The sequence below is a fragment of the Sphingopyxis indica genome (assembly GCF_900188185.1).
In the GTDB taxonomy this organism is placed as follows: Bacteria; Pseudomonadota; Alphaproteobacteria; order Sphingomonadales; family Sphingomonadaceae; genus Sphingopyxis; species Sphingopyxis indica.
This window is the reverse complement of the sequence record NZ_FZPA01000025.1, coordinates 1-21,538: the sequence shown is the minus strand read 5'-3', so window position 1 is coordinate 21,538 and position 21,538 is coordinate 1. Positions and strand designations below refer to the sequence as shown.

At 64.8% G+C, this 21,538-nt stretch carries 28 protein-coding genes and 1 pseudogene; 27 read left to right on the top strand and 2 right to left on the bottom strand.

The annotated features are described in order from the left end of the window. The 7 genes and pseudogenes from CHB69_RS19260 to CHB69_RS19230 form a co-directional block, all read left to right on the top strand. Nucleotides 1–733: pseudogene (locus tag CHB69_RS19260) on the top strand (chromosome partitioning protein ParB); the annotation flags it as partial. A 115-nt stretch (nt 734–848) separates the two neighbouring features. Continuing rightward, a complete protein-coding gene (locus CHB69_RS19255) occupies nt 849–1,319 on the top strand; it encodes a DUF6878 family protein (RefSeq protein ID WP_039577839.1) in 471 nt (156 codons plus the stop codon). 10 nt (nt 1,320–1,329) lie between these two features. Next, nucleotides 1,330–1,704, top strand: a complete 375-nt coding sequence (locus CHB69_RS19250) for a DUF6915 family protein (protein ID WP_039577842.1) — start codon at nt 1,330–1,332, stop codon at nt 1,702–1,704. 68 nt (nt 1,705–1,772) lie between these two features. Then, nucleotides 1,773–2,528 (top strand): hypothetical protein, encoded by a 756-nt coding sequence (locus tag CHB69_RS19245; protein WP_039577844.1) that lies wholly within the window; start codon nt 1,773–1,775, stop codon nt 2,526–2,528. An 86-nt stretch (nt 2,529–2,614) separates the two neighbouring features. After that, the gene (locus tag CHB69_RS19240; protein ID WP_039577847.1) at nt 2,615–2,809 is read left to right on the top strand and encodes a hypothetical protein; all 195 of its coding nucleotides are present in this window, start codon (nt 2,615–2,617) and stop codon (nt 2,807–2,809) included. Between the two features lie 131 nt (nt 2,810–2,940). After that, entirely contained in the window at nt 2,941–3,459 is a 519-nt protein-coding gene (locus CHB69_RS19235) for a hypothetical protein (RefSeq protein ID WP_052208607.1), read from the top strand. After that, the gene (locus CHB69_RS19230) at nt 3,456–4,262 is read left to right on the top strand and encodes a DUF7007 domain-containing protein (protein WP_039577850.1); all 807 of its coding nucleotides are present in this window, start codon (nt 3,456–3,458) and stop codon (nt 4,260–4,262) included. Before CHB69_RS19235 ends, CHB69_RS19230 begins: the two co-directional genes overlap by 4 nt. A 74-nt stretch (nt 4,263–4,336) precedes the next feature. Here CHB69_RS19230 and CHB69_RS19225 read toward each other — a convergent pair whose 3' ends face one another. Together CHB69_RS19225 and CHB69_RS19220 are read right to left on the bottom strand one after the other, a co-directional pair. Beyond that, nucleotides 4,337–4,759: a type II toxin-antitoxin system VapC family toxin gene (locus CHB69_RS19225; RefSeq protein ID WP_039577852.1), complete on the bottom strand. Its 423-nt coding sequence runs from the start codon at nt 4,757–4,759 to the stop codon at nt 4,337–4,339. Then, a complete protein-coding gene (locus CHB69_RS19220) occupies nt 4,759–5,001 on the bottom strand; it encodes a type II toxin-antitoxin system Phd/YefM family antitoxin (RefSeq protein ID WP_039577855.1) in 243 nt (80 codons plus the stop codon). The genes CHB69_RS19225 and CHB69_RS19220 overlap by 1 nt, the downstream gene beginning before the upstream one ends. Nucleotides 5,002–5,203: 202 nt before the next feature. Here CHB69_RS19220 and CHB69_RS19215 point away from each other — a divergent pair, with 202 nt between their 5' ends. The 20 genes from CHB69_RS19215 to CHB69_RS19125 all read left to right on the top strand — a co-directional run bounded on the left by CHB69_RS19215 (nt 5,204) and on the right by CHB69_RS19125 (nt 21,108). Beyond that, a complete protein-coding gene (locus CHB69_RS19215; RefSeq protein WP_039577857.1) occupies nt 5,204–9,538 on the top strand; it encodes a strawberry notch-like NTP hydrolase domain-containing protein in 4,335 nt (1,444 codons plus the stop codon). A gap of 14 nt (nt 9,539–9,552) precedes the next feature. Beyond that, a complete protein-coding gene (locus tag CHB69_RS19210; RefSeq protein ID WP_089217524.1) occupies nt 9,553–10,605 on the top strand; it encodes a DUF7146 domain-containing protein in 1,053 nt (350 codons plus the stop codon). 359 nt (nt 10,606–10,964) lie between these two features. After that, entirely contained in the window at nt 10,965–11,903 is a 939-nt protein-coding gene (locus CHB69_RS19205) for a DUF2493 domain-containing protein (RefSeq protein WP_039577860.1), read from the top strand. Between the two features lie 83 nt (nt 11,904–11,986). Then, a complete protein-coding gene (locus CHB69_RS19200) occupies nt 11,987–12,268 on the top strand; it encodes a type II toxin-antitoxin system RelE/ParE family toxin (RefSeq protein ID WP_039577863.1) in 282 nt (93 codons plus the stop codon). Then, the gene (locus tag CHB69_RS19195; RefSeq protein ID WP_039577865.1) at nt 12,268–12,570 is read left to right on the top strand and encodes a HigA family addiction module antitoxin; all 303 of its coding nucleotides are present in this window, start codon (nt 12,268–12,270) and stop codon (nt 12,568–12,570) included. Before CHB69_RS19200 ends, CHB69_RS19195 begins: the two co-directional genes overlap by 1 nt. A 6-nt stretch (nt 12,571–12,576) precedes the next feature. After that, entirely contained in the window at nt 12,577–13,215 is a 639-nt protein-coding gene (locus CHB69_RS19190; RefSeq protein WP_039577866.1) for a plasmid pRiA4b ORF-3 family protein, read from the top strand. A 689-nt stretch (nt 13,216–13,904) separates the two neighbouring features. Continuing rightward, nucleotides 13,905–14,318 (top strand): single-stranded DNA-binding protein, encoded by a 414-nt coding sequence (locus CHB69_RS19185; RefSeq protein WP_039581728.1) that lies wholly within the window; start codon nt 13,905–13,907, stop codon nt 14,316–14,318. A gap of 438 nt (nt 14,319–14,756) precedes the next feature. Next, on the top strand, nt 14,757–14,930 hold the full coding sequence (locus CHB69_RS20320; protein WP_167702736.1) for a hypothetical protein: 174 nt from the start codon (nt 14,757–14,759) through the stop codon (nt 14,928–14,930). 138 nt (nt 14,931–15,068) lie between these two features. Then, nucleotides 15,069–15,281: a helix-turn-helix domain-containing protein gene (locus tag CHB69_RS19180; RefSeq protein ID WP_039577869.1), complete on the top strand. Its 213-nt coding sequence runs from the start codon at nt 15,069–15,071 to the stop codon at nt 15,279–15,281. A gap of 186 nt (nt 15,282–15,467) precedes the next feature. Continuing rightward, nucleotides 15,468–15,731, top strand: a complete 264-nt coding sequence (locus CHB69_RS19175) for a DNA -binding domain-containing protein (protein ID WP_039577872.1) — start codon at nt 15,468–15,470, stop codon at nt 15,729–15,731. 131 nt (nt 15,732–15,862) lie between these two features. Next, on the top strand, nt 15,863–16,210 hold the full coding sequence (locus CHB69_RS20615; RefSeq protein ID WP_342746792.1) for a transcriptional regulator domain-containing protein: 348 nt from the start codon (nt 15,863–15,865) through the stop codon (nt 16,208–16,210). Then, the gene (locus CHB69_RS19165) at nt 16,107–16,673 is read left to right on the top strand and encodes a DNA -binding domain-containing protein (RefSeq protein ID WP_039577875.1); all 567 of its coding nucleotides are present in this window, start codon (nt 16,107–16,109) and stop codon (nt 16,671–16,673) included. Before CHB69_RS20615 ends, CHB69_RS19165 begins: the two co-directional genes overlap by 104 nt. 131 nt (nt 16,674–16,804) lie before the next feature. Then, complete coding sequence (locus tag CHB69_RS19160) at nt 16,805–17,068, top strand: helix-turn-helix transcriptional regulator (protein ID WP_081997451.1); 264 nt, start codon at nt 16,805–16,807, stop codon at nt 17,066–17,068. Between the two features lie 3 nt (nt 17,069–17,071). Further along, the gene (locus tag CHB69_RS19155; RefSeq protein WP_039577878.1) at nt 17,072–17,944 is read left to right on the top strand and encodes a replication initiator protein A; all 873 of its coding nucleotides are present in this window, start codon (nt 17,072–17,074) and stop codon (nt 17,942–17,944) included. 178 nt (nt 17,945–18,122) lie between these two features. Continuing rightward, the gene (gene parA / locus CHB69_RS19150; protein ID WP_039577881.1) at nt 18,123–18,761 is read left to right on the top strand and encodes a ParA family partition ATPase; all 639 of its coding nucleotides are present in this window, start codon (nt 18,123–18,125) and stop codon (nt 18,759–18,761) included. Next, nucleotides 18,758–19,018 (top strand): ribbon-helix-helix protein, encoded by a 261-nt coding sequence (locus tag CHB69_RS19145; RefSeq protein ID WP_039577884.1) that lies wholly within the window; start codon nt 18,758–18,760, stop codon nt 19,016–19,018. Before parA ends, CHB69_RS19145 begins: the two co-directional genes overlap by 4 nt. Continuing rightward, on the top strand, nt 19,015–19,491 hold the full coding sequence (locus CHB69_RS19140) for a DUF2840 domain-containing protein (protein ID WP_039577887.1): 477 nt from the start codon (nt 19,015–19,017) through the stop codon (nt 19,489–19,491). The genes CHB69_RS19145 and CHB69_RS19140 overlap by 4 nt, the downstream gene beginning before the upstream one ends. Further along, nucleotides 19,488–19,985 carry a S26 family signal peptidase gene (locus CHB69_RS19135; protein ID WP_039577890.1) on the top strand — a complete coding sequence of 166 codons (498 nt, stop codon included), beginning with the start codon at nt 19,488–19,490 and terminating at the stop codon, nt 19,983–19,985. Before CHB69_RS19140 ends, CHB69_RS19135 begins: the two co-directional genes overlap by 4 nt. Before the next feature lie 54 nt (nt 19,986–20,039). Beyond that, nucleotides 20,040–20,375 (top strand): DUF736 domain-containing protein, encoded by a 336-nt coding sequence (locus CHB69_RS19130; protein WP_039577893.1) that lies wholly within the window; start codon nt 20,040–20,042, stop codon nt 20,373–20,375. 4 nt (nt 20,376–20,379) lie between these two features. After that, nucleotides 20,380–21,108: a lytic transglycosylase domain-containing protein gene (locus CHB69_RS19125; protein WP_053059295.1), complete on the top strand. Its 729-nt coding sequence runs from the start codon at nt 20,380–20,382 to the stop codon at nt 21,106–21,108. Nucleotides 21,109–21,538 lie beyond the last annotated feature (430 nt).

Below are 21,538 nucleotides of genomic sequence, written 5' to 3'. Positions count from 1 at the left end.
GCTTCAGGATGCCTTCGCGCAGTCGCCTTCGGTCGCGTTCGCCGCCGTGCTGCACGCCATGGTGCTGTCGGTCTTCTACATGGGCCGCACCGAAAGCTGCATGGAGCTGGCTGTCCACCGCGTCTCCATGCCGTTCCAGGGCGCGGACCTGCGTAACAGTCCATCGGCGGCATCCATCCAGGAACGGCACACCCGCTGGAAGGAGCGTCTCCCCCAATCCGACAAGGATGTGTGGGATGCGCTCCAGCAGCTCGACGGCGGCGAACAGGCCAGTCTGTTCGCCCATTGCGCAGCCTATTGTGTGAACGCGCAGTGGGAGCCGGTTCCCAAGCATGGCGGTGGCCGTGTCTCGGCGCACGGCGTCGCGCGCCGCATCGACCATGCCAATGTACTGGCCCGCGCCGTGGGTCTCGACATGATCGGCGCAGGCTGGCGCCCGACCTTCGACAACTACCTCAACCGGGTCGCGAAGCCGCGCATCCTTGAGGCGGTCGCCGAGGCGACGGGGCCGCAGACCGCCGGGCTGATCGACCATCTGAAGAAGGGCGACATGGCGCGCGAGGCCGAACGCTTGCTCGCCGATGCGAATTGGCTGCCCGAACCGCTTCGGACGCCTGTGATCGAGGAACCGCTGCCGCTGACGGATGAGGCTGACGCGCTGCCGGCGTTCCTCGATGAGGATGACAGCTACGCCGACCAGGAGGGCGACGACGAATACGCTATCGCCGCCTGAATGCTGGTGCGGGACGGGTCGACCAGTCGCTGCCCCGTCCCGCACCGACGTCTCACCTCAATCCCATTCTCAGCCCGGCCACGCGCCGGGCTTTTTTCATTTTCGGAGATAGACAATGAGCAATACGCCTTTTGTTCCCACGTTCGACATGACCGCCTTCCTGGCGCACCAGGCGGAATATGAGAAACGAGCGAGCGAGATTTTTCCCGCCAATAAGGCTGCTGTCCTGTCTGTTCTGGCAGGATCTGGCATCACCCTTGTCACCGTGCGGTTCGATGGCAGTGGGGACAGCGGCCAGATCGAGGAGATTGACGCGCGTTCTGGTGAAAGCAGTGCCGACCTGCCCGACACATCTGTCGAGATCGCCCGCTGTGAATTTCACGACGAGGAGGTCCGCCATGTAACGGTCCCGCTCCCGGATGCGATCGAGGCCATGTGTTACGACCTCCTCGAAAGCAAGCACGGCGGCTGGGAGAACAATGAAGGCGGCTATGGCGAGTTCACCTTTGACGTCGCCGCCGGGACTGTCCGTTTCGATTTCAATTATCGGATCGAACGGTCTGAAAACCATTATTACGAGCTGTAGGGAGGCGACGATGGGCCATTGCTATCATCACGCGCTCTCGTCCGTGCGGAAATGGGGCGGCTCGGCCGAGGATTATCTGCCGCTGCACCAGTGGTTCGACGAGTCCAAGGCGATCACCGCTGACTTCCGCCATCGTGCACTGCGCCACCATGCCGAGGGCATTTTCATGCTCGAACGCTTTTTCGGCGCGACCATCACGGTCTCAAGCGGGCGGGTCGTTCCCGTCCGGTTGATCGGCGAACAACATATCCTCGAAGACCTCGGCTTCATTCCGAGCTTCGCGGACTGGGTTCGCTGCATCCGGCCGCAACCCTGGATGGGCCGCGCGCAGCCGATCCACAAGCTGGTGGACCCTTTCGCGATCGAAAGTCCGCCAGCGTCCTGATTTGTACCCCATCACCTTTATCGAGAGCCCGGCCGCGCGCCGGGCTTTCGCGTTCTTGGAGACCCGATATGGCTGATTATTTCTGTTCCACGGTGGTTCAGCCCACCATTCCGCTGAGCGCGATGACGCCGCTCGAACGATTGATCCTCTCTGGCATCTTCAGCAGTGAAGTTGATGGAGGCGGCCTCTATTTCTACGCCGAACAGGGCGCCAATGACATGCCCGCCTATCCCGTCGACGAGGTCCGCGCCGCGCTCGCCTTGTCCGGAGACGTTGAAAGCGCGGCGGCCAACGCGGTCCGCGCGGAGCTTGCCGAACTCGGCGAAGACGACGCCTATCTTCAACTCGACCTCTCCGTGTCCGGTTGGGAGGTGTTTTTCCAGAGCATCGTCCGACGGACGCCCGCGCTCCCCTATGTATCGATCGTTTCGGCCTGGACCTGCACGAAAATGCGGCCAGACGGTTTCGGCGGCATGGCCGTGCTGATCACGGCCGACGACATCATGGCGCGCAGTACCGAGTCCATGCTCGATGAAATGCTTGGCATCGCAGAATATGGGCCGCTCGGCGTTGAGCCGGGTCTCGGCTCGCATGTCCTGCTCCGCCTCTGCGAGGAGCATGTCCGCGCGACCGTGGAAGTGGTCTTCGAGACGGAAGCGCCGGATGGTCTCCAGATCGCCGATGTGAGCAATGCCGATATCCGTCAGGCATCCCTCGATGTGAAGGCGGCCAGCGATCTCTCCCATGAAGAGGGAGAAGCCGCCTCCAAGGCCGCAACGCGAGCGATCTCGCTCGCCGCCAAGCGCAACCTCGCTGCCCGCTGAACGGTGCAGTCCGGCGGGTTGCTGCCGGCGAACATCGCCTGGGCGCTCTGCGCTCGGGTTTCCCCTCATAGAATGGAGATTGACCCGTGAAGATTTCCGACATCGAAAACGCCAGTCCGGAGGCGCTTGCGCCCTTGTTGCTCGCTACTCTTCAGCGCCTCGGCCAATTGGGCCGTAACGGCGCCGTCGCGCTTGCGCGTCTTGCCGAAAAGGATGACGCAGACGTGGAAGAAGCCGTGGAATGGCTGGCTGATATAGCCGCCGGGTCGCTGCGGGAGTGATCGGTCTGCCGTCGGCTCCGTCTCCGGGCCGGCGGCCAGAGTGAGAGGGTGGCGGGGAAGCGGGTGAGCCGGCCGGCTTGAGAGAGAGCGGTCGGCGGCTCGCTCCCTCGCTGCTCTCCCGGAGACCTCACATGACCGAAAGAACTGGCAACGCCTCTGTCGCGGGCGCGACGACCATCATTCTCGATGGCGACGCGGTTCACGCCATGGCGCCACTCGGGGCCGTCCTGCGCTACTTCGATGGTGCCCCGCAGCCGCCGGCCCGCCACACGCGCAAGCTGCGGGACTGGCAGACGCGCAACAGCACCGGGCGTCTCGTGGAGAAATCACCGTCGGCGGCTATTGGCGACAGGACCTGCTCGGCAAGCTTCGTGCTCCATGAGGGCACCTTCATGTCCGGAATCACGCCGGTCCTTGTCGTGCGTCGTCACTATATGGTCACGACGGACCTTCGCTTCGAAGTCGTCGAATTGCCGCAGCCGGGCATGGTGCGGGTTCTCACCCGTTGGAACGGCAAGGACGAGCTACGGCATCTTGCCGCCAATATGGCGGACGCCGAAAGCTGGGCGTCCCGGAACCGCTATTCCAATCTCGTCCTTCAGCTTGTCGAGGACGAACCCGTCGTCTCGACCATCAGGAGGGCGGCATGAGCCCGGCGCCTTCGGTCCCGGCCACCTATGGCTGCACCGCCGACGGCGATCTCGCCGCGCTTGTCGACGACACCGCCTATGCCGCCATTCCCGGCCCCCGCGGACTCCGGATTGCGAACGCCTGGCGGCTCAGCAAGCCTATGAGCCAATGGCGGCGCGATGATTTCTATGGCGCAATCGCCGTTGTCGCGGATGCAGTAGGGTTTCATGACCATATCGCCGAACTGGTCCAGCACCGGGAGGAATTGCTGCGGTTCGAACGCAAGCGTGGCGATGGCAAGCTGTCGACGCCGTGGGGCCAATCTCAATCGAGTGAGATCTATGCCGATGGGGTGGTCTTCCATTCCACGGCGAGCCATGGCGGCTTCAAGCTCGATCGCGCGCGCAACGCGAGAATGCCCGCGGCCTTGCGGGTTGCCGGGGGCTGGTACGAGGAAGATGCAGAATGGGCGAAGGTCGCGACTGGCTTTCCCGATCTCTTCACGGCCTATGAACGGCGTCACGCTGAGAAGACCCTGCGCGACTATTACCCAAATTGTTGGGAGGCGATCCACGACCGTTTCCTGGCGCCCGGTGAATCCGTCGAGAATGATCGGCGGCTCTTTGGCGAGAAGCACCGGCACGATTGGGTGGTCGTATCGGCGATCCGTTCCAGGGAAAAACCTGGCATGACGGATTGCGTCGCCCGGCTCGGCGGGCGACGCAATCGGGGTCATGAACGGCGCTTCCTGGTTCCATCCGACGAGTATGTCGCCGGACGCTTCGGGTTCGTAATCGACGAGGCCCGGCACCTGGAAGTCTGATTTATCTGGGCGGCCCGTCATGGGGTCGCCCATTTTTTTGTCTGCCGTCCAGAGTTGGACCATATGGCAGGTTCCTACAGAAGCGACGTCACCGCGCCGAGCGCGGTCCCTCCTTCGGCCAAACGGCGATCCAGCGTGCAAAGCCTTGCACCTCGCTCCGCCGCGATCGCCAGATGCAGCGCGTCACCGGCACGCAGATTCAGCGAAAACTGATCGGAGAACAAAGCTGCGGTCCGGAAATTGGCGGAAGCCACCGGCACGATCGTCAGGCTTTCGCTGCAAAGCCGTTGAAACTGGCTCAGCACCTCGGCGCGTTGAGCCGCATCGAGCTGGCCTGTCCGCACCTTGATCGACAAGGCGGACGACATCTCCGTCACGACCCAATCGCTGATGATCAGTTCCTCCGGGTCTTGCCCGGCCAGCCATTCCTGAATCTCCGCCGTGCGGGCCTCGTTCGTCAGCGCCGCGATCAGCAAAGACGTATCGAGATACAGCATCAGTAACGATCACCATCGCGCATGGCGCGCGTGAACCTGTCGGCGCTTTCGCTTTGGACCGGCAGGGAATCGGTCAGTTGGCGCAGCCGGGTGGCATCGATCGCCTTGCGCGGCCGTTTGGCGGCCTCAAGGCGGGCCACAGGCTTCCCACGGCGCAGGATATCGATCGTGTCGCCAGCAGCAGCGCGATCGACCAGTTCGCTCAAATGGGCTTTGGCGTCCGCCAGATTGATTCCATCCATGACTCGCTCCTGACCATGTAGTTGGTCACTTATAGGTTTTTTCGGCGAGAACGGCAACGCCGCAGTCTGGGGGCTGGTGGATGCGGCAAGCATCCACACCGGGCCATCGGAGAGGAAGAGGAAGGCCGGGACGGGGTGAGCCTGGCGGTTTGAGAGAGAGGGTCCGCCGGCTTCGACCCTGACCTCTCCCGGAGATTCCCCCATGACCTTCAATCGCTCCACGGCGCTCGCCGCCGTGCCGACTGGCGCCGCGCGACATTTCGCCGACACCGCCGAGAAGCTGCTTGCCGCCGCGCAGCTCATCCTTCCCCACCTCGAAAGCGGCCGTCCCGTCGATGCGCCCGCGCTGCGCGGCGCGATGGAAACAGCGTTCGGCGGGTCCGACGCCGAAGGGATGTGGGACTGGAAATCGGCCTATGACGCCTGCGAGACCTCGCAGATCCTGTTTCTGCGTAAATACGCCAATACGATCTTCCGCAAACACGCCGATCCGCAGGCCCGGCTCGCGCTGATCGAGAAGATCGCGGGGCTGATGCCGACCCATACGCGCCGGTCAGAAACCTCCCAGGCGCTCCAGCAATTCTCGACACCCGCCGGCCTCGCCTATGTCGCCGGCGTCGCCGCTGGTTTCCAGCCGGGCGAGCGGATGCTCGAACCCTCGGCGGGCACCGGCCTGCTCGCGATCCAGGCCGAGATCGCAGGCGCGCGCCTGATGCTGAACGAGCTGGCCGAAACCCGCGCCGCACTGCTCGACCTGCTGTTTCCCGGCGCCGGCGTCACGACACATGACGCCGCGACCATCCATGACCGGCTCGATCCGGCGATGGCGCCCGATGTGGTGGTGATGAACCCACCATTCTCGGCAATCGCCCATATAGACAAGCGCATGAAGGATGCGGCGATGCGCCATATCGGATCGGCGCTCGATCGGCTCCGCCCCGGCGGTCGTCTCGTGGTCATTACCGGCGCTTCCTGCGCGCCTGACAATCCCGCCTTCACCGATGCGTTTGTCGCGCTCCAGGAGCGCGGGCGCGTGCTGTTCACGGCCGCGATCGACGGCGGCGTTTATCGCAAGCACGGCACCACCATCGACACACGCCTGACCGTGATCGATCGCGTGCCCGCCGAAGATCCGCGCCGCTTTCCCGATGCGCCGGGCGTTGCGCCCAATACGGTAACCCTGCTTGGCTGGGTGCTCGACCAGGTGCCGCCTCGCACGCCTACGCCCGATGCTCCGCCGCCGGTCACGCCGATCGCCATGCCCGCGATGACCGTCCGGCCAGCCCGCGCGACCGTCAAATCCCGGCCCGCTGTCATTGCCGCGCCGATCGAAGCGGTGGAGCTGGCATATGAGCCGAGCAGCCAAGCCGTGCCCGACGCCGGGCGGCTGACCGACGCGATCTATGAGCCCTATGCGCTCCAGTCGATCACCATTCCCGGCGCGCAGCCGCATCCGACCCCGCTGGTGCAGTCGGCGTCGATGGCCTCGGTGCCGCCGCCCGTCCCGAGCTACCGTCCGTTGCTTCCGTCCCATCTCGTGCGCGATGGCATCCTCTCCGACGCCCAGCTTGAATCCATCATTCTCGCCGGCGAAGCGCATTGCGAGCATCTCGCGGGTGCCTGGACGGTCGACAAGACATGGGACGTCATTTCCGCCGCACCGGACGATGCGGGGAATGCCGTGCGTTTCCGGCGCGGCTGGATGCTCGGCGACGGCACTGGCGCGGGCAAGGGCCGCCAGGTCGCGGGGATCATTCTCGACAACTGGCTGAAGGGCCGCCGCCGCGCGGTCTGGGTGAGTCGCTCCGAGACGCTCCACCAGGATGCGATGCGCGACTGGGAGGCGCTCAGCCAGGAACGCCTGCTGGTGACGCCGCTCTCGCGCTTCCGCCAGGGCTCCCCGATCACGCTCGACGAAGGCGTGTTGTTCACCACCTATGCGACGCTGCGCTCGCAGGATCGCGGCGAGAAGGTGAGCCGCGTCAGGCAGATCGTCGACTGGCTCGGCGCCGACTTCGATGGCGTCATCATATTCGACGAGTCTCATGCGATGGCTAATGCCGCAGGGGGGAAGAGCGATCGCGGCGATCAGGCGCCCTCGCAGCAGGGCCGCGCGGGTCTCCGGCTCCAGCACGCGCTGCCGAATGCGCGCATCGTCTATGTCTCGGCGACCGGCGCGACCACCGTGCAGAACCTCGCTTATGCCCAGCGGCTCGGGCTGTGGGGCGGCGAGGATTTCCCGTTCGCCACGCGCGGCGAGTTCATCGGCGCGGTCGAGAATGGCGGGGTCGCTGCAATGGAGGTGCTGGCGCGCGACCTAAAGGCGCTCGGCCTCTATTCGGCGCGGTCGCTCAGCTTCGACGGCGTCGAGTATGAGATGCTCGAGCACGCGCTGACACCGGCCCAGATCGCGATCTACGACGCCTATGCCGGGGCATTCCAGATCATCCATAACAATCTCGACGCCGCGATGCGGGCGGCGGGTAGCAACCTCAACAGCCAGGCGAAGTCGGCCGCGCGGAGCGCCTTTGAGTCAGCAAAACAGCGCTTCTTCAACCACCTCATTACCGCGATGCAGACCCCGGCGATGATTGCCAGCATCGAGCGCGACCTCGAAGCTGGCCATGCCGCCATCATCCAGATCGTCTCGACCGGCGAAGCCCTGCAGGAACGCCGTCTCGCTGACATCCCGACCGAGGAATGGGATGACGTCCGGGTGGACGTAACGCCTCGGGAATATGTTCTCTCGTACCTCGAACACAGCTTCCCGGTGCAGCTTTACGAGCCCTTCAGTGACAGCGAGGGCAATCTCTCGTCCCGGCCCGTCACCGACAAGGACGGCAATCCGGTCGAATCGCGCGAGGCCATCGAACGGCGCGACCGGATGATCGAGCGGCTCGCCTCTCTGGCGCCGGTCCCGGCCGCGCTCGACCAGGTGCTCCATCACTTCGGCACTGACATGGTCGCCGAGGTGACCGGCCGCTCGCGGCGCATCGTCAAGCGGCGCGGATCGGACGGGATCGACCGTTTCGTCGTCGAAAGCCGGCCGGGCTCCGCCAATATATCCGAGACCGACGCCTTCCAGAGCGACGCCAAGCGCATCCTGATCTTCAGTGACGCGGGTGGCACCGGGCGCAGCTATCATGCCGATCTCGGCGCGAAGAACCAGCGCCTGCGCGTCCATTATCTGCTCGAAGCGGGCTGGAAGGCCGACAATGCGATCCAGGGTTTCGGCCGGTCGAACCGCACGAACCAGAAGCAGCCGCCGCTGTTCCGCCCGGTGACGACCAATGTGAAGGCGCAGAAGCGGTTCATCTCGACCATCGCGCGGCGGCTCGATTCCCTCGGCGCCATCACGCGCGGCCAGCGCCAGACCGGCGGCCAGGGCCTGTTCCGGCCCGAGGATAATCTGGAATCCTGGTATGCGCGCGATGCGCTGCGCCAGCTCTACGGCCTGATCTTCAGCGGCAAGGTCGAGGGCTGCTCGCTCGCGGAGTTCGAAGCCGCGACCGGCCTGACGCTCGGTGATGAGGGCGGTCTTCGGGACGAACTGCCCCCGATCACCACCTTCCTCAACCGGATGCTGGCGCTCACCATCGACCTCCAGAACATCCTGTTCACCCGCTTCGAGGATCTGCTGAGCGGCCGCATCGAGGGCGCAATCGCGTCGGGCACATATGAGCTGGGACTGGAGACGCTCCAGGCCGAGAGCTTCAGGATCGTCGATCGCGCCACCATCTACACCCATCCGGGCACGAGAGCGGAGACGCGATTGCTGACCATCGAACGCAAGGACCGCAACCGGCCGGTGACGCTGGACGAAGCGTTCGACCATCTGCGCGATCGCCGCGCCAGGCTGCTGGTCAACGCGCAGTCGGGCCGCGCCGCCGTGCAGATTCCGACGCGCGGGCTGCAATTGGACGACGGGAGCGTGGAAGCGCGCATCCGGCTCGTCCGGCCGATGGAATCGACGCCGATGCCGCTTGCCGCCATGGCGGAAACCCAGTGGCGCGAGGCGAACCGAGGCGAGTTCGAGCGGGCGTGGCAGGCGGAGCTTGCCGATGTGCCGGAGTTTGCGACCAGCACCATGCACATCGTCGCCGGGCTTCTGCTGCCGATCTGGAAGCGACTGCCGCAGGAGTCCACCCGCGTCTATCGGCTCCAGACCGATGATGGCGAGCGGATCGTCGGGCGCCGCGTGTCGCCTGCCTGGGCGGCGACCGCCACCGCGAACGACAATGGCCCGGTGCTCGCAGCCGACGCCGCGTTCACGGCGCTGATGGATGGTCAGGCCATCCTCGAGCTGACGGAAGGGCTTCAGCTTCGCCGAGCGCGCGTGATGGGCGTGAACCGCATAGAACTGGACGGTTTTACCGACACGATGCGGGACCGGCTGAAGGCGATGGGGCTGATCTCGGAGATCATCTCCTGGAAGTTGCGGCTGTTCGTCCCGACCGGAAGCGATGGCCCGACCGTGCTCGCCCGGCTGCTGGAACGGTATCCGCTTCAGCGGGTCGGCGAGCGCCATGCGGCGTGACGGAGGAATGGGAGATGAAGAACTCCGCCACCGACATCGCGCAGCGTCTCGCCGACAATGCCGAGAGCGTCTGTCGCCGTTATCTGTCGAAAGGACATCGCGAAGGCCGCTACTGGCTGGTGGGCGATGCCCGCAACACGCCCGGTCGCAGTCTCTATGTCCGCCTGGTCGCCTCTCCTGACGGAGGGGCGGCCGGGAAATGGACCGATGCGGCGACCGGCGACCATGGTGATCTGCTCGACATCATCACCATCGCGGGAGGCCATGCGCGGCTGCGCGACACGCTGGAAGAGGCCCGGCGCTTCCTCAGCCTGCCGCAGCCATCGCCTCGGCATGAGGGCGCCGGATCGCGGCGGGAACCCAAAGCGCCGTCCGGCACGCCGGAGGCGGCGCAGCGTCTGGCCGCAGCGTCGCTCCCCGTTCACAGCACCCTCGTCACGGACTATCTCGCAGGGCGAAGAATCGCACCGCTGCAAGCCGGCGATCCGCTCCGCTTCCATCCGCGCTGCTACTATCGGCCATCCCGGAAAGATCGTCCCGGCACGCGCCGGGCCTGGCCGGCGATGATCGCGCTGGTCACCGATCTGGCCGGTGCAATCACGGGCGTGCATCGCACCTGGCTCGATCCCACGACGATCGATAAAGCGCCGGTCGCCTATCCACGCCGCGCCATGGGTCATCTCCTGGGCCATGGGGTTCGCTTCGGTGCGGCCGGTCGGGTGATGATCGCCGGCGAAGGCATCGAGACGATCCTGTCGCTTCGCACGATCATGCCGACCTTGCCGGCAATCGCCGGATTGTCGGGCGCCCACCTTGCAGCCATCCGGTTCCCGCCGGATCTTCGGCGCCTCTATATCGCCCGCGACGAGGATTCCACCGGAGCCGCCGCCGAAAGCCTGCTGACCCGCAGGGCTGTCGAGGCCGGGATCGAGGTTATCCCGCTGGCGCCGATGCTGGACGATTTCAACTCGGACCTGCACGGCCTGGGGGCGGATCGGCTGCGGGCGCATCTGGCCCCTCAACTGCGGGACGAAGATGCCGAGCATCACCTTCTCCTGTCCGGCTGAAGGCCGGGAAGCGGGAGTTCGGCATTGTCGTCACCGGCGAAGCTGTGTCGCACCATAGGCGCCATTTTCGCTGAAGAGGCCGCCCCCACGCCTTCATAGAGGGCGACAGGAGCAGCAGGCGTCCAGCGAGCACAACGGACGACGGGGCTATTTTCCGCCGCGGCCGCGAGCGGCCGCTTTGCATCGCGAAGCAAAATAGCCCCGTCTGTCCGTCCTCCGCTTTGCTTCGGCCGCCATCGCGCGCCCGAAAGGGGCGCGCGCACGCTTGGCGCTTGGCGGTGTGCGCGCTGCCCGGCCCGCTGCCTTCCGTCGCCATGAAGGCCGCGAAGGTCGCGGCTCCCAGACGAAGGCGACACCCCATGAACGACAGCAACGACATTCCCGCTGACGAACCCGAACACGCCGAATCCCAGACGGCCTATCTGCTCCAGGAGATGCAGCTCTATGGCTACCGCCCCTTCGAGGATGAGCCGGATCAGCGGCCGCTACCCGAAACCCGCCTCGTCGACGGCGCAGTGGCCGATATGTTCGATGGCATCGTTTCGGCCCTGATTGACACGCGCATCGAACCCGACCTCGAGGATATCCTCTGGGGACTGGTCAACGTCTTTCACAACGGCATCCAGCGGGTCGAACGCGAACTGGACGACAATGAGGTCGCGCAGAAGCGGATGCAGCGCGAACAGGACGGCTCGGAGGTCAAGTCGGTCGAGCTGGAGCGGACGATCGCCGAAGGCGTGACGATGATCGAGCGCCGTGACACCTTCGAATATCTGCGCGACGCCGCCGCCGACCAGTACCGCACCTTCACCAAGAAGCCCTGGCTTCCCCGGTCCGGCTCGAAGGTCAATCGCAAGGCGCTGACCTCGGCGGTCATTGCCAGCAAGGACTTCATCAACGACCGCAAATGGTCCGACAAGCAGGTGCTTATGCCGAAAGGCGTCCGTATCGCGGTCTCATCCGGTCCGGCGTTCAACGATACGCGGCTGATCTGGTCGACGCTCGACAAGATCCGGGCCAGGTTCCCCGACATGGTTCTGATCCATGGCGCTACCGAAAGCGGCGGCGAGCATATCTCGGTCCTCTGGGCCGACCAACGCGGCGTGCCGAGCGTCCCCATCAAGCCCGACTGGAAACTCGGCAAGGCCGCGCCGTTCAAGCGTAATGACGAGATGCTGGCCGCCATGCCCAAGGGGCTGGTGGTGTTTCCGGGCACCGGCATCCAGTCGAACATCCGTGACAAGGCCAAAACGCTCGGCATCAAGGTCTGGGATTTCCGTCATCTGGGCGGCGCGTAAGCGCCGCCCATCGGCCACGTTCGACAGCAATCCGTGTCAACCAATCATTGACACGGACTTTCGTGTCGCCTATCTGTTGACACGTGGAAATTGATAGCATCAGGCACAAGGCGCTGCGACGACTGGTCGAAAAAGGCAGCGCCAGGGGCGTGATCGAGGCGGAACGCGTCATTGATATGATCGCCTTCCTGGTTTCGTCATCCAGCCTGGATGAACTCTCTGTTCCACCAAACTTCGGTTTCCATCCCCTGACAGGGGACCGCAAAGGCAGCTACGCCATGACGGTGACGAAGAATTGGCGGCTGACATTTACGATGGTGGACGACTCCACGATCGCGGATCTTGATTTAGAGGATTATCACTGATGGCTATCAAAGTTCATCCTTCGATCCATGTTCATCCCGGCCCCTGGCTCAAGCGCCAGATGGTCGAGCCGCATGGTATCAATGTGAAGGAGCTGGCGCAGCACTTCGGTGTCTCGCGGCAGAATCTGAGTAATGTCCTGAACGGGCACACCGGCCTGACTGCCGATATGGCGATCCGCTTCGAGAAGGCATTTGGCCTGAAAGCCGATACGCTCATGCGGATGCAGGGCGCCTATGATCTCGCCCAGGCACGGGGCCATGAGGACGAGATCAAGGTGTCAGCATTATCGAAGGCGGCTTGAAACGCGATGTTCGAAGCTCCCAATGCCGCGCGGCTCAAGATATCCATCAACGGGATTGAACCCGAAATCTGGCGCCGCATCATCGTGCCGGGCGCGTGGAACCTCGAACAGCTTCACCTGGCGATCCAGGCCGCGTTCAATTGGTGGAACTATCATCTCCACGAGTTTGAGATAGGCGGACTGCGCTATGGCGATGCCGCTCTTGCCGAGGATGGCTCGGTCGAGGGGGATGCGCGAGTCTTCGACGAACGCGCGGTGCGGATAAGGGATTTCCAGGGCGCCGGGATTGTCTTCAGCTATCTGTACGACTTCGGCGACAATTGGCGGCATCAGGTCGAAATCGAGGAAATGGTCTTTCTCGATACGCCCCCAACCCACGCAACCTGCATCGATGGCGCACGCGCTCGGCCGCCCGAGGATGTCGGCGGCATTTCAGGATATGAGCAATTTCTAGAGGTGCTGGCAGACCCGAAAGACCCCGAATACAGAGAAACCAAGCGGTGGTGCGGCGGATATTTCGACCCTGAGTGGTTCGATATTGCGATTGCCGACAAAGATGTTCGCGGCGCTTTGAAGCCGAATGTGAAGCGGCGTCTTCACCAGCCCAAGCCCAAGGCAACGCGACCTTCATCCACAGGTCGCTGACCGATCCCTTGAGCGCGGCCAAATTGCCAGACAAGGCCGATCGCGCCGCTTGGGCCGCCTCTGTTCCATTCAGAAATGGATATGGTCTGTCATAGCTTCTCGGCCATTCCCGTTCGCTCCAGGGCAGCTTACCCCGTTCGATCGATGCGCTCGGCGCCTTATCGCAGGCGGCGCGCGCGCCGGCTGGCTCGTTAGTCCCACCTTGCTCCGGAAGCTGCCGGAAGCGTCGGCTTTCCCGTGGCGCGCCGGAACGACTACCAGCCATTGAACGGATTTGATCGCAAGTCGGTGGTTTGACGGTGAACCAGGTCAGCGCGAAGTCGCTCGCCGGATATCCGGGGCCTTTGGCCAGTGCCGAAAGCAGGTGTGTTTGTTTCCTGTAGGGCTGCAAGCCGGTTCGCTCCCGTTCGCGAGCCAGCCTTGTCGCTGTTCTATTCGCATCGATCTCCGTCCTGCCTCGACCGAGGGGGCGGTCCCTTCCGACTGGCGAATCCCTAAGTCCGTTCCGTTTCCGCCAGCAACCCCGGCGGCGCCGGACCGAGTTGCCGCTGCGCGGCTGCCCGCACCACTCCCGCGCCTATGGGGTCAGGCCGCCGCCTGAAGGCGGCGATGCGGACGGCACCGGACGGCCTTTGATCGGGCTTCGTCGGAGGGACGGTCCCTCGGACTTGAAGCAACGGAGCAATATCATGCAGAACATCGTCATTCTCGCCGGCAATCTCGGCGCAGACCCGGAAAGCCGCACCACCCAGGGCGGCACCAACATCACCACCATTCGCCTCGCCACCTCGCGTCCCCGCTACAAAGACGGAAAGATCGTCCGCGATGAACAGGGTCGCCGGGTCCAGGACACCGAGTGGCATCGCATCACCTGCTTCAACGGCCTCGGCAAGACGGTACAGGAGCATTGCACGTCGGGGATGAAGCTTCTGGTCCGGGGCCGCATCCATTACACCCAGTGGACCGACCAGCAGGGCAACGACCGCTATGGCTGCGAGATCATCGCCGAAACGGTTGACTTCCTGAGCCGCGGCAAGCCCGCGCAGAAGGATGAAGGTTACACCGGGAACTACAACGACCTCGATGACGACATTCCGTTCTGATCGGGACGGAGCGGCCCGGCGGAGCAATCCGCCGGGCCTCTTTATTTGCCGACGCCCGGAACCAGCCGCCCCGGATCGCCCCCGCGGAAAACCGACCTTGCGTGTCGGTCTGCGTCCAGATGCATGACACGTCCGCCATACCCTGACCATCGCTGCCTGGACCGAAGCGAGACCGGGAAGGATGAGGCAGTGTCCACCCAGCCGGACCCGGTTTGAACGAACCTCCGGCGGTTCCGATTCCTCGCAGGCGCCACCGCCGCTCTCATTGGCTCTGATCCTTGGTCAGACCCATGGCTTCGCCATCAACCCATAAAGGGTCCGCTACGCGCAGCGTGCGGCCTTCGGGCTGCGCCCGTGCGGTGATTGCAGCCATGCGCCCGACACTTCGGGAGCCTGTCGAGCGGGGATGGTCCCCGCGACGAAAGACAGGAGCCCGCAATGTCCAAGTCGCTCAACACCGTATCCGCCTATGCCTGGAGCCTCGCGCGCAGCCTCATGGTCAATATCATCGTATTCCGAACCGAAGGCGGCCTGTTCAGCGCGATGCCGGCCAGCGAATGGGACGGCGATTCGGCAAGCATCGTTCTTGAGTTCGATCCCTTTGCCCGGTGAGACGGACGCGGGGCCGCTCGTCGGCCCCGCGTTCCTTGAATGCGTAGTGGCGGATTTCCGCAGATACGCCGTTACGTAGATACGATTCCCTAGTATATTAGGTGGCCATGGGTTAGGCAGAGCGGCGACGTCCCCCGCATGAGCTTGCGGGAGATCGTCGCCACCAACTTGCGTCACATGCGTCATGCCAAAGGCTTGTCGCAGGAGGAGCTTGCGGACCGTGCCGGGATCAACCGCAACTATGTTGGAATGCTGGAGCGCGAAGAACACGCGGCGACCGTCGATATGCTCGAACGGATCGCGACGATCCTCGACATTGACCCGATGGAATTCTTCCGCAAGTCGAGCTGATCTTCATCCGTTATTGTCGGGACCAACGGTGCGCAGGGTGTTCCACGACCCGCGTCTCCTTTGCGTAAGGTTCTGGCAGTGGGCGCGATTTGCGGGCCGCGCGCGAGGCGCTTATCCCATCGGTCGCATGACCGGGCTCCGTTTTCGGGACAACCGCAACGCGCCCTGGGCGCCAGGTGTCGCGCAATGACCATTCCTGCATTTGACGACGCGCCTCCGCAAACAAGGCGGGTGAACAGTTATGACGAACGCCATTTCGTTACCTATCTGCGCCTGCTCGAAGCGGATGCCGAGGGCGCGCACTGGCATGAGATTGTCCGCGTGATATTTGGCCTTGATCCGGCAACAGATCCCCAGCGCGCCTGGGGCATCTACGAAAGTCACCTCGCTCGCGCCAGGTGGATGACCGAAGTCGGATATCGCCATTTGCTCGAAGGACGCCCCCGGTAGAACCGTCGCCGCCGCCTACAGGGGATCGCTGCGCCGTGCGCGCAGGTTCGCCCGCAAGGCGTTGAATTCATGCGCTCGGGCGGTTCTTCTGGCGTGGGTGAGCGCAGGCAAGCTCGCTCTCCTGACCCCCAATGCGGGATACAGGGAGAGGTGCGATGCCAACTGCCAGCGATTGGCGGTCGCAAGCGATCGCCGGGGCAACCGCCAATTTCGATTATGCGGACTTTGCGCAGGAGTTCCTGCGGCACAACAAGAATTACCGCCGTGACTATGATCGGATGACATCGACGAGCGCGGACGGTGCACATCGGGAGAAGACCCTCGGCGCGGACTTCGTCCGGCGCTGGGGGTTGGTGTTTCCCCATCGACCCTTATGTGTCGGCCGCAGCCGCGCCCGCGCTATGGCGCCCCGACGTCGCGCCAGGCACAGTCGTGCTGGCGCCTCCGCCCCAAGGTTATGCCGCCGCGCCTGCATTTGATCCGGCCGATCTCGGCCCGATCGTCGCCGATCACACCGACCAGAGCGGTCGCCATCTCGTTATCGACGATCCCGGTGGACGCCTGCGCCTGTGGCTGTCTGATCCAGCGATGCGCGCTGGCACGATCATCGCACTCTCACCCGACGGGGACTATCCCTTGCGCCGGGCCGCCGCCGACCGCTTCCTGCGCCGACTTCAGGGAGCGCCGCGCGGCAGACGATCCGCCGCTTTCCGGCCAACGGAATTTCAGCGCCTGCGCCTGAGTTTCCTGCTCCACCTGCTCAGTCTCCTCGCGGCTGGTCTGAGCACCCGCGAGCTGGCCGACGCCGCGGTTTATCCCGGCCTGGAGCTTCACGGTTCCAACTGGCGCGCGGCCAATGAACGCCGGCAGGTTCAACGACTGCGCGACGAGGCCATTCGGCTCAGCGAGACCGGATATCTCGATCTGCTCCGGAGCCGGTAACGCTCTACGCCGGTGCGACATTTCCCGCAGGCTTATTTTACCCTCTCTCCCGGCATAGGCGGCATACGCCAGCCTTGTCTCCAGCACCACGCGCCTTGCCCTCGTGGCCCGCGCTTCGACGGAGACCGATCATGCAGCCTGACGCCCCAGACACTGCGCCGCGCTTTCTGCGAACACCCGATGCTGCGAAGCGTCTGGGCCTCTCGCCGCGCACCCTGGAGAAACATCGCTGCTTCGGAACCGGCCCCATCTACCACAAGCTCGGCGGACGCATCGTCTACACGGTTGCCGACATCGACGAGTGGGCGGCGGCCGGGATGCGGCGCTCGACATCCGATCCGGGACCCGGCCTGGCCACGACAAGGCGGCACGCCAGCGGGACGCGCGGGCGATAATCCATGTCGCTAAGCAAAGCTCCCGCCCGGCAGCTCGACCTGTTCCGCCCGGCCGGCGGTGATGTCGCACCGCGCGATGCCCAGGATCTGATGAGCTGGCCCTTCTTCTCGCTCGCCAAGAGCAAGCGGGTCGCACCGATCGAGTTTCGCATGGGCGAGGTCTCGATCCAGGTCGAGGCGACGCCCGAACATGGCATGGCCACCATATGGGATGCTGATATTCTGATCTGGGCCGCGAGCCAGATCGTCGAGGCGCACGACGCCGGCCTGCCGACCTCGCGCCTCATCGCCGCCACGCCCTATGACATCCTGACCTTTACAAGGCGCGGCACCGGCAAGGCCAGCTATGAGCGGCTGCGCGCCGGTCTCGACCGGCTTCAGTCGACCACGATTGCCACCAGCATCCGTCAAACCACCCAGCGGCGGCGCCATCGCTTCTCCTGGATCAACGAATGGCGCGAGCGTCTCGACGGGAAGGGCCGCGCGCTCGGCATCGAGATGATCGTTCCCGACTGGTTCTACGCCGGGGTCCTGGATCACGCGCTCGTCCTTACCATCGACCGCGCCTATTTCAGCCTGACCGGCGGGCTGGAACGCTGGCTCTATCGCATCTGCCGCAAGCATGGCGGACGGCAGGAACATGGGTGGAGCTTCGACGTCGCTCACCTCCACCTGAAGTCGGGCGTCCTCTCGCCGCTCAAGCGGTTCAGCTTCGAATTGCGCGATATCGTCCGCCGCCAACCCCTGCCCGGATACCGGCTGACCCTCACCTTCGAACTCGGCCGCCACCGGCTGAACTTCACCCCGCTCCCCATCGATCCGCTCGACGCCGTCATGCGGCGGATGGGCTACCCGCCTGTGGATAAGTTGCCATGAGACACGGACTATCAGGAACCGCGACTATCGGACGATCGGGAACCCGATCCTCGGACTATCAGGAACCGAAACCACCTATAACACAATGGAATCATTGCACGATTCCGCCCCTTAACATTGCTAACTCTGAATCCTTCGGATTCATGCTAACGGGCTGCGCCCCTGTGGACGAAGCGCGATGATCGTCGCGTTCCTCAATCAGAAGGGCGGCGTCGGCAAGACGACCCTCGCGCTCCACCTGGCTGGCCAGTGGGCCATCACCGGCAAGCGCGTGCTCCTAATCGATGCCGATCCGCAGGGTTCGGCGCTGGACTGGGCCCAGGAGCGCGCGTCGCAAGGCTTGCCGCGACTGTTCAGCGTCGTCGGTCTCGCACGCGACACGCTGCACCACGAGGCGCCGGAGCTGGCGCGCAGCGTCGACCATGTGGTGATCGACGGGCCGCCCCGTGTCGCGGGATTGCTCCGCTCGGCTCTGCTCGCCGCCGATCTGGTCCTCCTGCCGGTGCAGCCATCGCCGCTTGACGGATGGGCTTCGGCCGAGATGCTGACGCTGCTCGATCAGGCCCGCATCTTCAAACCCGCGATCGCGGCGCGGTTCATTCTCAACCGCTATCCTGCGCGCACGCTGATCGGACGCGCCACTGCCGACAACCTTGCTGACCATGATCCGACTCTGCTGCCGGCCCATGTCGGTCAGCGGGTGATCTTCGCAGATGCGTTGCGAACCGGGCGGCTCGCGTCCGAAATGAACTCGGGCAGCATCGCCGCGCGCGAAATCGTCGCTTTGGCGCAGCAGGTCGGGAGCCTGCTCTCATGAGCGGTCCGGGCAAATCGTCCCGGCGTTTCGTCGCCCGGCCGCGCGGTGTTGAATCCTGGGTGTCCGACGGCGATCGGGAACGAACCACGCCGCCATCACGCAGCGCGAACACCGCGCGGCTCACCATCGACGTGACGCCGGAACTGCGCAGACGGATCAAGTTCGCCGCGCTCCAGCGCGGGCTGACGCTGGCCGATCTGTTGCGCGCCCTGCTGGTCGAAGCCTTCCCGGACGAGGATCAGGAGCGCGCCCCATGATCGCCGCCCGCGATGATCGCACCCGCGTCGACCTGCTGTGGATCGAGAAGAAGATCGAGCGCTGGATACGCTTCGGACGCCCTGTCGAGGATCAGATACTCGACCGGCGCCGTCGCCGTCTCGGCTTCGCTCCTGGCAGCATATTCGCCTTCGTGCGCTGGGCGTCCAACGACTTCGGCACGGTCGTTTCCCGCATCGACATTCTGCGCGCGGTCCTGCCGGGGGAACCCTATCAGACCGTGCCCGGCGTCGATCCCGGCGGCGACATTCTGCTGCGGCTTTCCGGCTGGCCGAAGGTCCAGCGCGTGTTCGAAGCGATCGACGCGGTGGACGCACTCGACATCGATCCCGCCGACACCGCGCCGGACCATTGGCGCCACGTCCACAATCGTCTCGCCGCCCGCGAAACGCCGCGTCCCTACACGCTGGAGCGCCACCGCGCCTGGCTCGCCCGCAAAGGCTCCCTGCAATGACCTATCCGTGGAAAACGCTCGCGGCGGCCGTCGTCGCGGTCAATCTCATCGCGATCTCCATGTGGATCGATCCGCCGCCGCGACTGATCTGGAATGCCAGTCCGAGCGTTCCGATCGGCTTCTACCGCGTGCGGACGGGCGACTCCGTCCCGCGCGGCGCGCTTGCCGTGGTGATGCCGCCGCCGGATATCGCGGGGTTCCTCGCCGAGGGCGGTTATCTGCCGCTCGGCCTGCCACTCCTCAAGCGTGTCGCGGCGCTTCCCGGACAGACGGTTTGCCGGACTGGCGACACCATAAGCATCGATGGCCGGACCGTCGCCGTCGCCAAGGCGACCGACCGGCTTGGCCGCGCGCTGCCGGTCTGGGCGGGCTGCCGAACGCTCGCAGCCGACCAGCTCTTCTTCCTCAACGCCGACCGCGAGGACAGCCTCGACGGCCGCTATTTCGGACTGCTTCCCGCAGCAACCGTGATCGGTCGGGCGACGCCGATGTGAGCGTTCGCCGTGCCGCGAAATCTCTTCCACCCCGCCAAGCAAAGGAGACTGGCAATGCAACCCAATATCTTCAAACCCACCGATGATGGCTATACGGGCCGCATCCGGTTGTTCGGCATCGATGAGGTTATCGCCCTCGTTCCCGCCGAACCGAGCGATGCAGAAAAAGCGCCGGATTTCCGCGTCCTGCTCGACGACGAACATGGCCCCAGAGTCGGCGCTGCGTGGAAGGATGTCGGCGAACGCGCGGGCGACTATGTCTCGCTGGAGATCGAAAGCCCGTTGTTCGCGGGCCAGACTCTGCGCGCGCATCTCTTCCGCACCGACGACGAGGGTTCGGCTTTCCGCCTGTCGGTAAGCCGTCCGCGTGTCCGCGAAGATCGGAGCTGATCCGGTGCGCCCGCGCTGCTGCACATCGCGCCGCCGGGCGCTGTCGCTGGCGTTGCTCGCAAGTCTTGCGAGTGCGCCGGCGACGGCCATCGCGCGCGGCGAAACCGCCACGGCGCAGTCGTCGTCCGCGGTGACGCCGATCGCCGCTCATGTGGCCGAGGCATCGCGTCGTTTCGGTATCCCGGAGCGCTGGATATGGGCGGTCATGCGTGTCGAGAGCGCGGGCGATGTGACCGCGCTCTCGCACGCTGGAGCCATGGGGCTGATGCAGATCATGCCCGGCACCTGGGCGGAACTTCGCGCGCGTTATCGTCTCGGCCGCAATCCCTACGACCCCCGCGACAACATCATCGCGGGCGCCGCCTATCTTCGTGAATTGCACGATCGTTACGGCAATCCGACTGCAATGCTGGCAGCCTATAACGCTGGCCCGGGACGCTATGATGAGCATCTGGCGACCGGCCGCCCGCTACCGCGAGAGACGCGCGCCTATCTCGCCATGCTCGCGCCGATGGTCGGCGGAGCGCCCGCTCGCGCGCTCGCCAGCGCGCCCGCCGATGCGCTGGCCTGGACCCACGCGCCGCTCTTTTCCCGTCCGGTCAGCGTCACGTCCGGCACAGTTTCGACGCCATCCGTAGCGCCACGGGGCGATGCCGGAGAGATACCAGATCCAGCCCCTTCCGAAGTCGAGGATAGCCTGTTCGTCCCTCTTTCCGGTCACCAGCCGTCATGAGGCGCCCGCTCGCAGGCAGGCGTAGTCTGGGGCGCAACGGCGTTCGCTATCGCATACGAGGCCGGGAAGGCAGGGAAATAAGGGGAGCATCGCAAGATAAAAGGACCGCCAGCAGGCTCGGTCCAGATGGTTGGTTGGTCGGGGGTTTTTCGTATGGCTCCGTGAGCGGCCTGCCAGCATGTTTTCGTGAAACTGCCGAAATTCTCGTCAATCCGCGTCTGGCGGGCTTTTGCGCCGATGGTTCCAGCCTCCGATGAGCGGCCCCGACGACGAGTTCCAGGTCAGGCCTGGACGGCCCCGCGACGGAGGGACAAAAGGCCGGAAGCGAAGTCCTTCGTCGGCCAGGTGCTGCGGGCGGCGAACAAAGGCGGGCGCGGCGGTCGCACATACAGTCCTCGCCGGAAAGGGGGCGGCGCTTCCCGCTTCGGGC

Bases quoted from the DNA above. Each gene is read 5' to 3' on its own strand.
- CHB69_RS19175 (WP_039577872.1), top strand. From the start codon at position 15,468: ATGACCATTCCTGCATTTGACGACGCGCCTCCGCAAACAAGGCGGGTG.
- CHB69_RS19145 (WP_039577884.1), top strand. From the start codon at position 18,758: ATGAGCGGTCCGGGCAAATCGTCCCGGCGTTTCGTCGCCCGGCCGCGC.
- CHB69_RS20320 (WP_167702736.1), top strand. From the start codon at position 14,757: ATGTCCAAGTCGCTCAACACCGTATCCGCCTATGCCTGGAGCCTCGCG.
- CHB69_RS19180 (WP_039577869.1), top strand. From the start codon at position 15,069: ATGAGCTTGCGGGAGATCGTCGCCACCAACTTGCGTCACATGCGTCAT.
- CHB69_RS19255 (WP_039577839.1), top strand. From the start codon at position 849: ATGAGCAATACGCCTTTTGTTCCCACGTTCGACATGACCGCCTTCCTG.
- CHB69_RS19160 (WP_081997451.1), top strand. From the start codon at position 16,805: ATGCAGCCTGACGCCCCAGACACTGCGCCGCGCTTTCTGCGAACACCC.
- CHB69_RS19140 (WP_039577887.1), top strand. From the start codon at position 19,015: ATGATCGCCGCCCGCGATGATCGCACCCGCGTCGACCTGCTGTGGATC.
- CHB69_RS19195 (WP_039577865.1), top strand. From the start codon at position 12,268: ATGGCTATCAAAGTTCATCCTTCGATCCATGTTCATCCCGGCCCCTGG.
- CHB69_RS19155 (WP_039577878.1), top strand. From the start codon at position 17,072: ATGTCGCTAAGCAAAGCTCCCGCCCGGCAGCTCGACCTGTTCCGCCCG.
- parA (WP_039577881.1), top strand. From the start codon at position 18,123: ATGATCGTCGCGTTCCTCAATCAGAAGGGCGGCGTCGGCAAGACGACC.
- CHB69_RS19190 (WP_039577866.1), top strand. From the start codon at position 12,577: ATGTTCGAAGCTCCCAATGCCGCGCGGCTCAAGATATCCATCAACGGG.
- CHB69_RS19230 (WP_039577850.1), top strand. From the start codon at position 3,456: ATGAGCCCGGCGCCTTCGGTCCCGGCCACCTATGGCTGCACCGCCGAC.
- CHB69_RS19245 (WP_039577844.1), top strand. From the start codon at position 1,773: ATGGCTGATTATTTCTGTTCCACGGTGGTTCAGCCCACCATTCCGCTG.
- CHB69_RS19220 (WP_039577855.1), bottom strand. From the start codon at position 5,001: ATGGATGGAATCAATCTGGCGGACGCCAAAGCCCATTTGAGCGAACTG.
- CHB69_RS19205 (WP_039577860.1), top strand. From the start codon at position 10,965: ATGAACGACAGCAACGACATTCCCGCTGACGAACCCGAACACGCCGAA.
- CHB69_RS19210 (WP_089217524.1), top strand. From the start codon at position 9,553: ATGAAGAACTCCGCCACCGACATCGCGCAGCGTCTCGCCGACAATGCC.
- CHB69_RS19185 (WP_039581728.1), top strand. From the start codon at position 13,905: ATGCAGAACATCGTCATTCTCGCCGGCAATCTCGGCGCAGACCCGGAA.
- CHB69_RS19130 (WP_039577893.1), top strand. From the start codon at position 20,040: ATGCAACCCAATATCTTCAAACCCACCGATGATGGCTATACGGGCCGC.
- CHB69_RS19250 (WP_039577842.1), top strand. From the start codon at position 1,330: ATGGGCCATTGCTATCATCACGCGCTCTCGTCCGTGCGGAAATGGGGC.
- CHB69_RS19215 (WP_039577857.1), top strand. From the start codon at position 5,204: ATGACCTTCAATCGCTCCACGGCGCTCGCCGCCGTGCCGACTGGCGCC.
- CHB69_RS20615 (WP_342746792.1), top strand. From the start codon at position 15,863: ATGCGGGATACAGGGAGAGGTGCGATGCCAACTGCCAGCGATTGGCGG.
- CHB69_RS19235 (WP_052208607.1), top strand. From the start codon at position 2,941: ATGACCGAAAGAACTGGCAACGCCTCTGTCGCGGGCGCGACGACCATC.
- CHB69_RS19225 (WP_039577852.1), bottom strand. From the start codon at position 4,759: ATGCTGTATCTCGATACGTCTTTGCTGATCGCGGCGCTGACGAACGAG.
- CHB69_RS19135 (WP_039577890.1), top strand. From the start codon at position 19,488: ATGACCTATCCGTGGAAAACGCTCGCGGCGGCCGTCGTCGCGGTCAAT.